18 protein-coding genes and 2 pseudogenes are annotated in these 14,888 nt (G+C 61.6%); 12 read left to right on the plus strand and 8 right to left on the minus strand.

What is annotated here, in order from left to right; all coding sequences use genetic code 11:
* The 8 genes from NE852_RS00440 to NE852_RS00475 all read left to right on the plus strand — a co-directional run bounded on the left by NE852_RS00440 (position 1) and on the right by NE852_RS00475 (position 6,110).
* A complete protein-coding gene (locus tag NE852_RS00440) occupies positions 1–630 on the plus strand; it encodes a hypothetical protein (protein ID WP_008534242.1) in 630 nt (209 codons plus the stop codon).
* Entirely contained in the window at positions 627–1,190 is a 564-nt protein-coding gene (sctL, locus tag NE852_RS00445; protein WP_004672586.1) for a type III secretion system stator protein SctL, read from the plus strand. Before NE852_RS00440 ends, sctL begins: the two co-directional genes overlap by 4 nt.
* Entirely contained in the window at positions 1,183–2,502 is a 1,320-nt protein-coding gene (locus NE852_RS00450) for a FliI/YscN family ATPase (protein WP_029875511.1), read from the plus strand. Before sctL ends, NE852_RS00450 begins: the two co-directional genes overlap by 8 nt.
* A complete protein-coding gene (locus NE852_RS00455; RefSeq protein ID WP_008534260.1) occupies positions 2,499–3,518 on the plus strand; it encodes a FliM/FliN family flagellar motor switch protein in 1,020 nt (339 codons plus the stop codon). Before NE852_RS00450 ends, NE852_RS00455 begins: the two co-directional genes overlap by 4 nt.
* Complete coding sequence (sctR, locus tag NE852_RS00460) at positions 3,518–4,171, plus strand: type III secretion system export apparatus subunit SctR (protein ID WP_008534263.1); 654 nt, start codon at positions 3,518–3,520, stop codon at positions 4,169–4,171. Before NE852_RS00455 ends, sctR begins: the two co-directional genes overlap by 1 nt.
* Positions 4,172–4,236: 65 nt before the next feature.
* A complete protein-coding gene (locus NE852_RS00465) occupies positions 4,237–4,506 on the plus strand; it encodes a flagellar biosynthetic protein FliQ (protein ID WP_004672590.1) in 270 nt (89 codons plus the stop codon).
* Positions 4,507–4,516: 10 nt separating this feature from the next.
* Positions 4,517–5,326 carry an EscT/YscT/HrcT family type III secretion system export apparatus protein gene (locus NE852_RS00470; RefSeq protein WP_008534267.1) on the plus strand — a complete coding sequence of 270 codons (810 nt, stop codon included), beginning with the start codon at positions 4,517–4,519 and terminating at the stop codon, positions 5,324–5,326.
* A complete protein-coding gene (locus tag NE852_RS00475) occupies positions 5,313–6,110 on the plus strand; it encodes an EscU/YscU/HrcU family type III secretion system export apparatus switch protein (RefSeq protein WP_029875508.1) in 798 nt (265 codons plus the stop codon). The genes NE852_RS00470 and NE852_RS00475 overlap by 14 nt, the downstream gene beginning before the upstream one ends.
* Positions 6,111–6,170: 60 nt before the next feature.
* Here the strand turns inward: NE852_RS00475 and NE852_RS00480 are convergent, their stop codons facing one another.
* From NE852_RS00480 to NE852_RS00495, 4 genes are all read right to left on the minus strand, one after another.
* A complete protein-coding gene (locus NE852_RS00480; protein ID WP_008534276.1) occupies positions 6,171–7,085 on the minus strand; it encodes a pectate lyase in 915 nt (304 codons plus the stop codon).
* Between the two features lie 42 nt (positions 7,086–7,127).
* Entirely contained in the window at positions 7,128–9,059 is a 1,932-nt protein-coding gene (locus NE852_RS00485) for a flagellar biosynthesis protein FlhA (protein ID WP_008534277.1), read from the minus strand.
* Positions 9,060–9,082: 23 nt separating this feature from the next.
* A complete protein-coding gene (locus NE852_RS00490) occupies positions 9,083–9,970 on the minus strand; it encodes a hypothetical protein (protein WP_225882925.1) in 888 nt (295 codons plus the stop codon).
* 169 nt (positions 9,971–10,139) lie between these two features.
* A complete protein-coding gene (locus NE852_RS00495) occupies positions 10,140–10,298 on the minus strand; it encodes a hypothetical protein (protein ID WP_004672595.1) in 159 nt (52 codons plus the stop codon).
* A 253-nt stretch (positions 10,299–10,551) separates the two neighbouring features.
* On the opposite strand from NE852_RS00495, the gene NE852_RS00500 reads away from it, so the two are divergent.
* Both NE852_RS00500 and NE852_RS00505 read left to right on the plus strand, forming a co-directional pair.
* Positions 10,552–11,100: a hypothetical protein gene (locus tag NE852_RS00500; RefSeq protein ID WP_008534289.1), complete on the plus strand. Its 549-nt coding sequence runs from the start codon at positions 10,552–10,554 to the stop codon at positions 11,098–11,100.
* A gap of 9 nt (positions 11,101–11,109) precedes the next feature.
* A complete protein-coding gene (locus tag NE852_RS00505; protein WP_008534291.1) occupies positions 11,110–11,523 on the plus strand; it encodes a hypothetical protein in 414 nt (137 codons plus the stop codon).
* Positions 11,524–11,527: 4 nt separating this feature from the next.
* On the opposite strand, the gene NE852_RS00510 is transcribed toward NE852_RS00505, so the two are convergent.
* Complete coding sequence (locus tag NE852_RS00510; protein ID WP_037174887.1) at positions 11,528–12,025, minus strand: helix-turn-helix domain-containing protein; 498 nt, start codon at positions 12,023–12,025, stop codon at positions 11,528–11,530.
* Between the two features lie 459 nt (positions 12,026–12,484).
* Between NE852_RS00510 and NE852_RS00515 the strand changes: the two genes are divergently transcribed.
* Complete coding sequence (locus tag NE852_RS00515; RefSeq protein WP_008534295.1) at positions 12,485–12,868, plus strand: hypothetical protein; 384 nt, start codon at positions 12,485–12,487, stop codon at positions 12,866–12,868.
* Here the strand turns inward: NE852_RS00515 and NE852_RS00520 are convergent.
* Complete coding sequence (locus NE852_RS00520; RefSeq protein ID WP_018447059.1) at positions 12,865–13,122, minus strand: hypothetical protein; 258 nt, start codon at positions 13,120–13,122, stop codon at positions 12,865–12,867. The genes NE852_RS00515 and NE852_RS00520 overlap by 4 nt on opposite strands.
* A gap of 204 nt (positions 13,123–13,326) precedes the next feature.
* Positions 13,327–13,444: pseudogene (locus NE852_RS00525) on the minus strand (DNA polymerase IV); the annotation flags it as partial.
* A 5-nt stretch (positions 13,445–13,449) separates the two neighbouring features.
* Here NE852_RS00525 and NE852_RS32565 point away from each other — a divergent pair.
* A pseudogene (locus NE852_RS32565) lies at positions 13,450–13,797 on the plus strand (DUF4334 domain-containing protein); the annotation flags it as partial.
* Between the two features lie 270 nt (positions 13,798–14,067).
* Here the strand turns inward: NE852_RS32565 and NE852_RS00535 are convergent.
* Positions 14,068–14,817 carry a hypothetical protein gene (locus tag NE852_RS00535; protein WP_004675991.1) on the minus strand — a complete coding sequence of 250 codons (750 nt, stop codon included), beginning with the start codon at positions 14,815–14,817 and terminating at the stop codon, positions 14,068–14,070.
* Between the last annotated feature and the right edge of the window lie 71 nt (positions 14,818–14,888).

Here is a 14,888-nt window from a genome sequence, read left to right on the forward strand (position 1 = left end):
ATGCGCACGCCGCGTTCGGACGGCGAGGCGATCTCGGATGCGGCGAGGATCCGCAGGGCAGCGCTGCTTTCCGCGGATATGCTGACGGCCGCCCGATGGGATGGGACCGCGCCGCTCCTTGCCGATGGGTCTACCCTGTCGCGGCGGCTGCACCGGCGGCTTTTCACGGAGATCGCAGAAGCCCATGGCGACCCCGCCACATTTGCCGACGGCGCCCGCCGCCTGATTTCCATGGACGCGGACGGACTCGCAAAGGCCGCGTTCCGGGCGGGCTTCGCCTATCATCTCGCAGCCTTCTGCCCCGCGGTCGATCGCCCGACCCTTGCGAGGCTCAGGGCCGCCTACGGCGAGGAAGCGGTCGCATTCGCCCTCGGCCACATCAATCTTTCCACGGCAACGCCGCCGCTTGATCTGTTGAGCGAGCAGGCAAGGCATGTCGTCGAGGCCGATGGCTGGTCGATGCTGACGCTTCTGGCAGACGAATATCGGATCTCTGCGGCATGGCGGTGGGCGGGCTGGCGCGACATGGCCGAAAACGGCTCGGCTTCCCTGTTGAAGAGCCCGGCGCTCGTTCTGGCGACGGCCGCCGTCGACGAGGTCGCCTCCACACAGGAAGGCGCCGGACGATGAGCTCGGGATTTGCACGCCACGACCGCATCATTCCGGCGGAAAACTTCGGCCAGATCAGGGAGGCGGCGCAAATTCTGGCGGCTGCCCGCCAGGACGCCGCCCAATCCCAGGCCACACTTGCAGCCGCCAGCGAGCAGGCCGCCCAAAACGGCTATCGCGACGGGTTCGAACAGGGCGTTCGTGATGCCGCCGCACGGCTTGCCGCCTCGCTCGGAAAAGCCGAACAGGAGATTGCCAATCTCGACAGCTGGGTCGAGGCGGTGGTTCTGAAATCGGTCGGATTGATCCTCGGATCGATGGAGGCCGACGAACGCACCAGGCGATTGGTCCGCCACGCCATATCCCAGACCGCAGAGGCCCAGGAGATCGCCCTCCATGTCGCCCCCGAGGATGCCGCCATGATCGCCCAGGCAATTGCGGATATCGATCATCGCATCACTATCGAAACGGATCCGCTGATGTCTGCCGGCGAGATCGTCCTGGAGACATCGGCGGGACGAAGCCAGATCGGCTTGAAAGACCAGCTCGCCACCGTGATCGAGGCCCTCGTCCATGGCTGACGCATTGCTTCGCATGGAGCGGACGCTCGAACAGACGGACGTGCGACGGCAGAGCGGCCGCGTGACGAGTGTTTCGGGCCTGCTGGTGCGGGCGCTCATCCCCTCGGTTCGGATCGGCGAGCTCTGCGAACTGCATGAGCCGGGCAGGGGCCGCATCGGCCTCGCCGATGTCGTCGGTATCGACGGCGAGACGGCACTTCTCTCGCTTCACGGCGAAACCCGCGGCATCTCCCAGCGCACGGAAATCGTCCCGACCGGCCGGGAGCCGGCGATCTCTGTCGGCAACTTCCTGCTCGGCGCGATCGTCGATGCGCACGGCAACGTCCTGCGTCCCTCCGCCAATCCGGCCGGCGAGGACGCGCGTTTCCTGCAGCCGCTCTACGGCCAGCCGGTCAACCCCTTGTCGCGCCGTCCCATCCGCCAGCCGTTCACCTCGGGAATTGCCGCCCTGGACGGATTGCTGACCTGCGGGCAGGGCCAGCGCATCGGTATTTTCGGCGCGCCTGGCGCCGGCAAGTCGACGCTGGTGTCCCAGATCGTCGCCAACAACAAGGCCGATGTGATCGTCTGCGCCCTGGTGGGCGAACGCGGACGCGAGGTCGGCGAATTCGTTGCCGGCAACATGCCGGAAGGCGTCCCCTCGAATGTGACGCTGGTTGTCGCCACATCCGACCGCCCGGCGCTGGAGCGGTTCAAGGCGGTGATGACGGCAACGGCGATCGCCGAATATTTTCGCGAGCAGGGAAAACACGTGCTGCTCGTCATCGACAGCGTCACCCGCATGGCCCGCGCCTTGCGCGAAGTGGGGCTTGCCGCCGGCGAACCGCCGGTGCGGCGCGGCTTTCCGCCTTCCGTATTCGCCGTCCTGCCGCAAATCTTCGAGCGTGCCGGCAACAGCGCAAACGGCATGATGACGGCTTTCTATACGGTGCTCGTCGAAGGCGAAGAGCAAGACGATCCGATTGCCGAAGAAACCAGATCGCTGCTGGACGGCCATATCGTGCTCTCCGACAAGATTGCCAAGGCAGGCAATTTTCCGGCGATCGATGTGCTGGCCAGCCGAAGCCGGACGATGAGCGCAGTGGTGAGCGAGAGCCATCGCCAGGCAGCCGACAGGCTGCGCGCCCTGCTTGCCCTCTATGACGAGGTGGAACTGCTGATCCGCGTCGGCGAATATCGCCAGGGGCGCGACGCAGCCGTCGACGAGGCCGTCGCCAAACACGGGCTCATCCAGCGCTTCCTGTTTGACGGCCAGGGCAAGCCGCAGCCGTTCGGCGCGATCGTCGAAGCGCTCGAGGAGCTTGTCCGATGAATATCGCCGCGCCCGCATGGCCCCGCTCATCGATGGCCGGGAGCTTCTTTTCCCGTTCCGGCACGACGATGCGCGCCGCCTGGCAAATTCCGGTCCGGGAGCAGACGCTTTCCGTTCGCCCGCTGTCCCCCGATATCGCAGCCGCGCGGATTGCCGATCCAGTCGGCATTCTCTGCCGCGTCGGCGAACGGGAGCAGACGCTGATTGCGTCGGCCGGCGCATTGTGGTTGCTGGCCGAAAGGCTTGAACCGCTGCTCCTCTGGGAAAAACTGTCACCGCACGAACAGGCGGCGGTGGTCGAACATCAGTTCGTCGAGGCCTTCGAGGAAATCGAGAACAAGATCGGCATCAGCCTGTCGCTGCTGCAGATCGGTGCAGAGCCGCAGCCGGATTTCAGCGGCAATTTCGGCTTCGAAATCGGCTGGAGCGGCATGAGCCTGCCCTTGAGCGGCCGTTTCGATGAAACCTTCCTTGCCGGCCTCGTCGGCTGGGCAAGCCGCCTACCGCGCCGCACGCTCAATGCCCTGACGACGGCGGTCAACATCCGGCGCGGTTATGCCGTGCTGTCGGTCGGTCAGATCAAATCCCTGCGATTGGGGGACGGCATCGTCATCGATGGGGGGGCAGCGGAGACCGTGGTCGCGATCACGGGTGAACGTTACCTCGCAACCTGCATGCGCTCGGACAAAGGCGCGGTCCTCACCGAGCCGCTCCTGTCGACGCCAACCGGACCAATGAGGCATTTCATGACGAATGACACCGTCGATCAGGAATTGCAGGGCGAGCCGCGTCCGTCGCCTGTCGATAGCATCCCGATCAAGCTGGTCTTCGATGCCGGACGGCTGGAGTTGCCGCTGCGCGCACTCGAGACGATCGGCGAGGGCTATGTGTTCAACCTCGACAGGCCATTGTCGGACGCCGTCGATATCATCGCCCAGGGCCGCATTATCGGACGGGGCGAAATCATTTCCGTGGATGGGTTGAGCGCCGTTCGCGTCACGGCGCTGCACGACTGATGGAACAGAGCTTTCCTCTTGCCCAGAGCCTCGCGGCAATGGCGGCGATCTCGATGCTGCCGGTCATTGCCGTGATCGCAACCTCCTTCACCAAGATTTCAGTCGTCCTGCTGATCGTGCGCAATGCGATCGGCATCCAGCAGACGCCGCCGAATCTCCTGGTCTTTGCGATTGCCATCGTGCTCTCGGCCTTCGTGATGAACCCGGTGCTGCAAAACAGCTGGCAATTGCTGCTCGCCCATAGCGGCGATTTCGGCACGGTCAGTGGCATGGCGGACGGCATGATCAAAGTGGCAGCGCCGCTGAAGGATTTCATGCTGAAATTTTCCGACGCCGAGGTGCGCGACTTTTTCGTGCAGGCGTCGCAGAAGATCTGGGCAAACGCGCCGGCAACCCCCATTGCCTCCGACGATATCACCGTGCTGACGCCGAGCTTCCTCGTTTCGGAACTGACGCGGGCCTTTGAAATCGGATTTCTGATCTATCTGCCCTTCCTGATGATCGACTTCGCCGTCTCCGCCATTCTGGTGGCGCTCGGCATGCAGATGATGTCCCCGACCGTGGTGTCGACACCGCTGAAGCTGCTGCTGTTCGTCTCGATCGACGGCTGGCGGCGATTGCTGGAAGGTCTGGTGCTGTCCTATGCGCAGTGAGCATCGCGCCTTGACGAAAGCCCCGGTTCGAGCGCCTGCCGCGCCCACGCGAAAGGCCTGCCGTCATGGGTGAAGACCAGGTCGCAGCCGAAATCGGCATGTCCGTCATGGCGACCTTCGCCTTGGCCGGCCCCATTCTAGGCCTGGCCGCGCTTCTCGGGCTGATCATCGCCATTTTCCAGGCGGCAACGCAAATCCAGGAGCAGACCATCGCGCAGATCGTCAAGATTTTCGTGATCTCCATCACCCTGCTGCTGTTCGGCCGGGTGCTGGCAACGCCGCTGATCGAACATTCCGTTCATATCCTGAACGACTTCCCGACCATGGTTCAGTGAGGCGGGGCGGATGGGGCCGGATCATCTTCCGCTCGTCGGCATCGAGGTCGCGGCACCGGCCGCGGCGATGCTCGGCGCCGCCCGCGCGCTCGGGATCCTGCTGATCTTCCCGATCTTCTCGCTGTTCAGCATCGTCGGCATTCTGCGTTTCGGCCTGGCAATCGGCCTTTCGGCGCCCTCCGTCGCCTTCGCCTATTCGGTGCTGGCTCTCGGAGATACGTCCTGGTTCGATCTGGCCGCCCTTTCGATGAAGGAACTTTGCTTCGGGGCGCTTATCGGCATGGGGCTCGGCATTCCCTTTTGGGCGGCCCAGGCGGCGGGTGATATGACCGATGTCTATCGCGGCGCCAATGCCGCCAATCTCTTCGACCAGATCAACGCGCTGGAAACCGCGCCGCTCGGTTCGCTGATGATGTCGATCGCCCTGGTGCTTTTCGTCAGCGCCGGCGGCATCATCGATCTGGTCGCGATTTTCTACAAGTCGTTCGAGTTCTGGCCGCTCTTCAAGCTCATGCCCGCCATGCCCGACGATCCGCTCGACATGATCCTCGGTGTATTCGGCCGGCTGTTCAAAGCGGCCGGATTGCTTGCCGCCCCGTTCATGATCGTCACCTGCGCGCTCGAATTGTCGCTGGCCTTCGTTGGCCGCTCGTCGAAACAATTCCCGCTGAACGATAGCCTGCCGGCCATCAAGAACTTCGCGGTCGTGGTCATTCTCGTCATCTACACGGCCTTTATCTCCAGCTATTTCCACGATCTCTGGATCGACGGATTCAACGAGGTGAAAGCCATGCTGGAGGTGACCCATGGCCAAAAATGACGATACCGAGGAAAAACCCCTGCCGCCGAGCCGGGTGAAGCTCGATCGGCTCCGGCGCGAGGGCCAGGTTCCCCGCTCGAAGGAAATCCCGGTTGCGATCTCCGTCCTTGCCATCGCCGTCTACGTCACCTGGGGCTTGCCTGCTATCCTCGAGGATTTCACCCGCAGTTTCGATAGCGGCCTGCAGTCCGCCGGACGGGCCGACCTCTCCGACGCCGTCACTGTCGGCTTGAGCGAAACCGGCGTGGCGCTGCTCGATCTCATCTGGCTGCCGCTTGCCACGGGTCTTGCCGCGACCATCCTGGTGTCGATCCTCGACGGGCAGGGGTTTCCCGTATCGTTCAAACATATGAGCTTCGATTTCACCCGGCTCAATCCGTTCGAGGGCATCAAGAGGCTTTTTTCGCTCGCGAGCATCGCCGAGTTCGTCAAGGGGCTCGTCAAGTTTGTCCTGCTCGCCACCGCCGGCGGCGGTGCGATCCTCTATTTCCTCAACAGCATCTTCTGGTCGCCTCTTTGCGGAGAAGCATGCACGCTCTCCGCGACAGCCCATCTCCTCGGCTCGATCCTCGTCATTGCCGCCGGCATCATGGTGGCCGCGGCGTTTTTCGATATCCGCATTTCGCGCGCGTTGTTCAGGCACGAACACCGCATGACCAAGACCGAGGCGCGGCGCGAATACAAGGATACCCAGGGCGACCCGAAGCTGAAATCGGCGCGCCGGCAAATCGGCGCGGAAATGCGCAGCAGCCCGCCGCGCAGGCAAGGACCAGGCCGGCAATGAAAAGCGGGAGCCTAAGCCGCCCGCTTGATCTTCGCTTTGCGGTTCCGGTGGTCGGGCGTCTCAGACGCCCGATTGGTTGTCACCTACACGCGTCCAGTTCTTCACATCGTCCAGCGTGATATCGGAGAGGAACGTCACGCTGGCAAGTGAGCTGTCGGTGCGGAAGACGTTGCTGCCGTGGGAGAACGCCCCGCCGTCGATGGTGACGTCGGCGTCGATCTGCTTGCCGCCGTTGGTGCGCACGAGCGTGGTAAAGCCGTCAGCGACGAAATCCTTCAGATAGAACCTCGTGTCGGCATTGATCTGGAAGATCTTGTCGGTCGCGCCCTTGGCGGAGCCACCGACAATAGTGACGTCGCCGGCGCTTTTTACCGTCAGCGCATCCTCGCCGACATTCTGCCAATTGACGTTTTCGAGCGTCGCGCCGCCATAGACGTGGATTCCGTCGGCGCCATTCTCGCCGAGATTGACATTCTTGAGCGTCGCGCCGTTCTTGAGAATGAACAGCGGCGATTGGGTTTCGGACTGGCCGCCATCGCCGAGCTTGGACGAGGCCGTATAGGTCGCGCCCTTGCCGTCGAACACGCCGCCATCCACGACGATCGGCTCGTTGACGACGATGACGCTGCCCTCTTTCGAGAGGTCGGGTTTTTCCGTCGTGGTCTGCAAAGTCGTGGCCTGTTTCTCGTCGGATGGATCCACCTTCTTGGAGTGGGATTGCCAGTTGATGTGCTTGCGCAGCAGATCCTTGGGGTCGGAATCCATGCCGTTTTCCGACGTTTCCCGCGACTTCGGCACATAGGAGGTCAGCGTCGGCGGGTTGCCGGAGAAATCTTCGAAGGGCGAGACCTTGCGGGTTCGGATGGCGGTGAAATCCGTGTCGGCCCTATTGCTGCCGCCAAGGCAATCGGACTCAAGGTCGAAACGGGAGGTTCTGTCGAAGTCTATGGGCCTTTGTCCATCTACGCCACACATTGCATTCATCCCCAGTTGGTCTCGTCTACTTCACTTGCTCTATCAGCCCGGCCTTTGTTTGGAGCCGGCAGCGTTCCGGATTTGCCCGATCTCTCCGATGGTTTCGATCGTTATATCCCTGTCGATCTCCTCCGCCGCCAGCACCGGAATGCGGCAGTTGTGGTGGATCATCAGCGTCTGGGTGAGCAGGCGCCACTCGCCCGGCACGATGATGATGGGATCGTATCCCCGCTCGTTGGCGTCCTCGAGAGCCTGCCTGGCTTTCTCGGCCAGCAGGCGCAGCCTTTCGGCTATCTCGATCTTCTCGGTCGCTCCAGCGGCGTCATAGGAGCGGATGAAGTGGTCCCATTCGGCGGGAAGCACCAGCGCCGGCAGCAATCCGCGCCGGTCGAGAAGCCCGAAGGCGATCTGCTTGACCAGCGCGGCGCGCGCCATTTCGGCCAGGGCATCCGGCGCGTGATCGGTGCCGGCGTGCAGCATCACTTCCAGCAGTCCGCGCGGCTGGGAAAGCGTCACGCCGGAATCCAGCAGGCGTCTGACGACCGCGACCGTCAGCATCAGCGGCACCTGGGTGGCGACGTCGATCGCCAGTTTGCCGAGACGCGGTTCGAGGCTGCCCAGCCATTGTGCCGCGTCGTCGACGCTGAACAGGGCGCCGATATGGCGGCGGACGATGCGCACGATGTCGTCGGCAATCTGTTCGGCCGTCCGTTCGGGACCGCAGCTGACGAGACCGGCGGGCACGTTTTCGACCTGAAGGTGGATCAGATCCTCGGCCATGCGGGGATCGGCGTTGAACGTCGGCACCGTCACGGAGACGCCGACGGCGCGCGCCGCCATGCGGATCCGCCCGTCCAGCATTTCGCCGAGTCGCATCGCCTCAAGCCGCGCCAGCGTTTCCACCGCGACGGTGGCGATGACGGGATCGCCATATTTCGTCCTGTCGAGCGGATAGGAATTGGCGCTTTCCACGGCATTTGCCGATCCGGCCGCGGCTGGGCCGGCGCGCCGGCGATGCACCATGAAGGCAAGGCCCGCCAGACACAGGCCGATCGCGCCGAGCACGCCTGTGGGAAATCCCGGCACGAAGCCCGCGCAGATCGTCAGCGCCGCCGCAATCGCCAATGCACGGGGCTCCCGGAAGAGTTCGCGGCCGATATCGCTGCCGAGACTGCCGTTGCCGTCATCGGACACGCGGGTCACGACGATACCGGCCGAGACTGCCATCAGAATGGACGGAATCTGCGACACCAGACCGTCGCCGATCGACAGCAGCGTATAGAGATGGGCGGCCTCGGCGAAGCTCAGGCCCTTCTGGAAGATACCGATCGCCAGGCCGCCGATGAGATTGACGGCGACGATCACCAATCCTGCGACCGCATCGCCCTTGACGAAGCGCATCGCGCCGTCCATCGCCCCGAAGAACTGGCTCTCCTGTTCGAGGCGCGACCGGCGCTTCTGCGCGGCTTCCGTGGTGATATGGCCGTTACGCAGGTCGCTGTCGATGGCGAGCTGCTTGCCGGGCATGGCGTCGAGCGTGAAACGCGCGCCGACCTCGGCGATGCGCTCGGCGCCCTTCGTCACCACGATGAACTGCACCAGCGCCACGATCAGGAAAATGATCAGCCCGACGACGACATTTCCCGCAACGACGAAATCGCCGAAGGCCATGATGATCTCGCCGGCATCGGCGTCCGCCAGCACGAGCCGGGTCGAGGAAATCGTCAAGGCCAGGCGGAACAGCGTGCCGATCAGAATGACCGCGGGAAAGGTCGAGATTTCAAGCACGCTCTTCAGATAGGTCGTGGTGATCAGCACCACGAAAGCGAAGGAGAGATTGAAAGCGATCAGCACGTCCAGAACGATTGTCGGAAGCGGCAGCACCAGCATCGTCACGACGGAGGCGAAAAACACCGCAAGCAGCATATCGGTGCGTTGCGCAAGCATGGCGATGGCGGATGACCTTACCTTCATGATCCGGCTTCCGACGCCATCGCCTATTCTTGTTCGCTGCTGGAAATTTCGGCGAGCTTCGGCTCGGCACTGCCGGCGGGGGCGAAATTGACCGTATCGTCCTCACTGTCGCGGGAAACGGTCATCTGGTCTTTGCCGATCTCCTTGATCCGCCAGCCGCTCGAAACGACATCGCCTTCCTCGTAGCGGCGGCCGTCGGAGCCGATGATGAATCTGACGGGCGTATAGCCGGCGGCGGCGACGAAGCCGTCGAGACCGGAAGAGAGGGCGGTGAGATCGACGATGGAAACGGAACCGCGCCGGCTCATCGAGGCGATGATGCTGCGCAGCTTGGCCTTGTCGGGCAGGCAGAGAGGGCGCGATCCTTCGCCGATGCGAATCTCGTCGGCGGTGGCGACGATGCTCAGATCTTGGGGAAGCTGAGCCATACGAATGACCTGGCGGATTTCGGCAGCAATTGCCGCCGATGACGGCGCCGGTTCCGGCGCGGCGGAAACCCTGACGAGCGGGGCTTCGTGAGCCGGCGCATCGCTGTTGTAAAGCCCGGCCAGCAAAAGCAACGCCGCCAGCCCGAGAAGGCCGGCAGCCGCAATCCGGCGTGGCGCGAACCGCACGCGCCCGGCGCCGAGACCTTCGAGTTCGCAGGCCGTGCCGTCGAAGGAGATGGTCTGCCTCTTCGTAAGGGTCATCGTCCGATCGCGTGGGATGGAACGACCGTTGATCACGACGTCATCCCGCAGCGCGGTCAACGACACCGTGTCGGAGCCGCGGGAGCGCTGCAAACTGATGGCAAAGGCGGGTTCTGGTTTGGCGCCGAGGATGATCAGGTCGCAATCGGCGCTGCCGCCGACCACCTGCCGCTCCGCCGTCAGCGGCAGATTGGAGCTGCGCCCGGCACGCGTGATGCGCAAGACCGGTCCGCCGCTGCCTGACGCAGCGTTGCCGGCGTTACCTCTGAATGTCGGCGAAGAGGAATCTAGATCCATAACCATCTTGTTCCCGAACCGTCCGTCGAGCGGCTTTTATTGTCTTCGAGAGCGGGGAAGCGAGACGGGCGAACCCGTCTCGCCATTGTTTCAATCAGCCTGGGCCGATCTTCTTGATGGCGTTTGCGACGCCGTTGATCTTGGTGATTTCGGTTGCAACCTTCAGGCTCTGCTCGGTCGCTTCGTTCTGGGCCGACTTGAAGGCGGAAATCGCCGAGCCGATGCCCGCATCAAGTGTCGAAGTACTAGCCATGTCTTGAACTCCTTGCATGGTTTTGGCGGCCAGAGCCTTGCAGAATTCAAGATCGAATTCAATAGCTTATGTTAAAAAGTTATTAATTCGCGATATGTACAACAAATGCGCGAAATGGATATCCGTCCTGTTCCCAGCGGACCGATGATCTGCAACAGTAGATCAGATAATTATTAATAGATTGGATTTCGCAGCCCTGCCTTCATTCGTTCATTAGTTGTCGGGCGATATCCGGATCGTGAGGTAAACTCAGATGTTTGCGCGTTTTGTTTACATGGCCGCTATCGGACTGCTGGCCTCCTTTCCTCCACCGGCCGGCGCCAGCGAGCGGGAGGTGCGCCTGGATGTCGTCTCCCTGCCGCTTGGCGATGTCGTCCAGACGCTGTCCTTCATGTCCGGCATCCCGGTCACGACAGTCGGGACGCTGAGCGGCAAGGTCGAGCACTGGTCCGTCCGGGAAAGCGGAGCTAAGGCCTTTGTCAAGCTTGGCGATGCCAGCAATCTCTTCGTCGCCTATGACGGCAGCCGCATCATCATCGCGCCGAAGCAGGAGGTCTCCACCGTTGTCCTCGATCGCGGCGGCCGCAGCTGGAAGACCGAGCAAAACGCCATTCGCGCGCTGTTCCCGCTGCTGCCGGACGATGCGCTGCGTGAAGATCCCGCCAGCGGCTTGGTGCTGGTGCGCGGGCCCGCCGTCTTCACCAAGGCCGTCGAAGACGTGCTGAGCCGGCAGCAAGCCGACAGCATCAAGGTCATCAAGGGCGGCCAGCTGGAAATCCTGACGACGAACAACGGTGCCTGAGCGGCTGATATGAAGGCGTTGAAATCTCTCAGGCAGTTGCTGCAGATCCGCAGCCTGCGGGCGGACAATCTTTCCCGCAGCCTCTCCGAGGCGCGGGCGGATGCCGAAAGCGCGCGGGAGCGGGAAACGAAAGCCTCCGAAGCGCTCGACATCGCGGCAAGCCGGGCCGCCGGCAATCCTGTCGTCGACGTATTGCGCAAGAGTGGTGTCATCGCCGCCGCCGAGCTTCAGGACGCGCTGATGCGACAATCCGTATTGCGCAGCCATGAAGCCGATGCCGGCCTATCGCTTGCGCAACACAAAGCCGCCCGGCGCGCCGCGCAAGAGCGGGCAGAACACGTCGCCGCCGATTTTTCGCGAGCACAGAAGGCGGTATTGCGCGTCGAATTTTCGCTTGAAGCAGCGGAGAAAATCGACCGGTAGGGAGCTAAGAACCAGCAGATGAACCAACCGGCTTCTGTTCTTCCATCTCTTCATCGACAATCGAGCTGACGAGGGCAACGACCCGGCTGCGCACACGCGGAGAAAGGAGCAAAACGTCGTCTATCAGACGCCGTCCCTCCGCCGTGGAAATGTAGGCAATCTTCTCATCGATCTCTGTTATGATTTGCTGGCCCTGAGTGGTTTTGGGATCTGGAAGACCTTCGAAAAACCTCGAAACAGGGATCTTGAGGCAATTGGCAAGCTCGTAGAGCATCGAAGCGCTGACGCGGTTCTTACCGCTTTCATATTTTTGTACCTGCTGCAAACTGACCCCGATGCCGGCGCCGAGATCCCCTAGGGATACATTCGACTGCATTCGGCGGATACGGATTTGCTGTCCGACATGCCGATCAACTGGATGCACCAACTCGCGCGCTACATTCGACTGTTCGGCTTGCGCAGGCCTCGAAGTCCGGACCTGTGCTGCTGCATAGCGCTTCATGGTGGACACCCCGATGGAGAGTTTCACGCGGTGCGCCCCCGCTGAAAACTCGCTAAACCCACTGATCGGGGAGTTGGAAACCGTACACGACGGTCCTGTGGCCTTTAGTTCCGAGGAACCTGGACATACGCCACAGGCTCCTCGACCGAAGGTCAAGGAGTGTGATGCCGTTACGGCCGGCATCAACCACGTGTAGGGGTTTCCACACCCCAGGGCAGCGCGTACTGCCCTATCGAAAAAGATAGCGGGAATCCGCCCGCTGCGCAACCGAATTCTTTACAAGATTCAATAGCTTCGCTTTACGCTCGGACACTTGCCTCAAAAGCGAGAGGTCACGCTTCGGGCGGTAAAGTGGTCAGAAAACCAAAGGAGGTGCGATCAGCGGAACGCCCATTGCGAGGATTGTCTGCCCACTCTCCCGGAAGAGATGACGATGACACCTGGGAGAGCGCGGACGTCGTGGCGATCGAGGAGACGGACGATACCGTCACCGTACTTCTCTGGCATCTGAAATACTCGCAGGCAGTAATGGGGCGCCGGGCGGACGATCTTTACCTCGTTTGCGGTCAAGCACAGAAGGGGGTGAAGGGGACATGGAGCTTGAAGAACCTCATCAACCACCTGACCGTGAGAGAAACATCACATCTTAAGGGCCGGGCCCGTTTCATTCGAGGCAGCCTGAATGACTTGGCCACGCTTCGAAAGGCTGCCCGACGCAAGTTCATCGAGTACCGGATCGGGATTGTACAGCCGGGTCTTAACGGTGAAAACATACCCGCAGAACATCTTGCGCTTCTGGGAGCGACTGCCACTTCATACTGTCTGTCACCGGGTGTCCCCTAATGACTGTCGCGAACCGCACCGATCCAGCTTAGCTGCCGGCCACCGTCTCCAGCGGCGCTACTTTCCATGACGGCAGGGCCGCCGCGAACTGTCACGGCCTTCTTGGGGCTTTCGATATCGAAATTGACGTTGTAGCGGTTCCACTCTGTAACAGCGGCAGAGCCGCCGACAAAATCAGGGGTAGGAATGCTCGATGTCCTGCCGATTGTTGCGGCGGGTGCATAGCTGCAGTGCAACATAGACGCTGGCTTCATGGCGCTGGCCCGAGTATTGCTATTTTCATCGAAGCGATGCTTCCTCCCGCAACGCTTCGAAGTTTAGACGGCCCACTCCTCCTCCCAAAGGGACGTCTGTGGGAACAGCGGCACTCCTCCTCCCAGGTCGCCGTTCGGTTCTTTTAGGAAAGCCTGCCGCACCTCCTCCCGCGGCAGGCTTTTCTATTTCGGGGCGATGGGCCGTCAGAGCCCGAGATCAAGTTGGGACTGGGGTCGTGCATTGCCGATCGGAGGTCGTCAGCGTTGAAAGCGTGACGCCGAGCAGCCGCACTGGCCGCTTGAATGGATAGACAGTCGCCAATCGACGGGGCATCGTTCGATGGTGTGCTCGAAGATCTTGGCTGGTTCGGCAAACGGTTCACGCCGGACATGCGCGCCGATGTGCTGCTGTTTCGAGCGGGAGACCGGCGGCTGGTTGCCGTGGATCCCAAATGGATCCCGCTTCGGCTAACGTTGCGTTTTTATAAGATCGACAGGACGCGTGTGGCAAGCAACCAAGTTTTCCTATCTCCAGCGCCGGCTGCGGGCGAGGGCCCGGTCGCGTCTTTGAAGGCCATGATGTTCGGCTGCGTCAAGAGCGCGGCCATGGTCTATGACGATCAACCCATCGTCGACCATTTCCGGCGGATCGACGCCGAGAGGATCATGGGCGCGAAATTTCGCTCTGCGCAAGTAAGGCACGAACCGTCGAGACGGCAGTTCCTAATGAGCTCATCGAAAGGTCATATCATGCTGAAATACAAGCTCTACGTACTCGTGGTAAAAGCCGACGGGAATCTCGCGATCCTCGCCGCGCTTGCCATGGTTCTTACCGCGATATGGCGCGGCGTTTTACCCATAGGAAGTTTCTACTGAAAGACTGGAGGTGCAGGATCATTCCTGCACCCTCCTCACATATCACCACGTTCGCAGTACGCGTGTCACCTATCTCTCACGCGCAACAGCGGAAACGACAAGGTCTGTCATTTGAGAGTTACCCGGAGCGCCCCACCAGTCGCAGAGGGACAGGTAGGAGAAGTCGCTCACACTGTCACCGTAGCCGATCACTGGGCGACCTGGATGCTCCGTCCGAAGCTTTTTGAGCAGAAATTGTGAGGCCACCCGTTTTGAGATCGCAGGCGGAACTAGCGCAAGGTTATTGCCGTTGTGGTGTCGAACCCAACCCCGTTTTTCTCGAATGATCGGCACAATCTCTTCAAGGCGTGAGCCGTCTCCGTCAATCTCTTTGAAGACAACATATGTCGCGAGATCAGCTTCCATCACCGACCAGCACCGGATGTGGACGCCAAGTTCCCTCGCCTTGGTCCTGCCCTCATCGAGGAGCTTATCGAAAAAGCCGGCAAGCGGCCGGAGCTCCCTTGCGACGACCTCATGCCATTCGGCGTCAGGCTTGCCGTCCTTTTTGAGGATGACGGCACCGTTCGATACGATTGAGTAGCTTTCAAACGCGATCGTAACGCGCGAAAGAGCCTCAGAGCCGCGCGCCGTAACCGGGATGGCCTCCGTGGAGACGAGCAGCCACTCGACAAAGGCAGCTTGAATCTTCGTCATATAGGAGTTGCTTCCATTAATGGATTTGGACGCCAATACCAGATCGGCTTCCGCAATCTCCGGTATCTTTTTCTTGGTTTGAAACAAGGTGTCGTCGAGGTCCACCAGAGCAATGGGCTTCATATGCGTACTCCAAAATGCGACTGGTTAAATATCTGATCGATTGCCAGATGTGAGCTTTCGCGGATTCTCCA

The organism is Rhizobium sp. Pop5 (genome assembly GCF_024721175.1).
Lineage (GTDB): Bacteria > Pseudomonadota > Alphaproteobacteria > Rhizobiales > Rhizobiaceae > Rhizobium.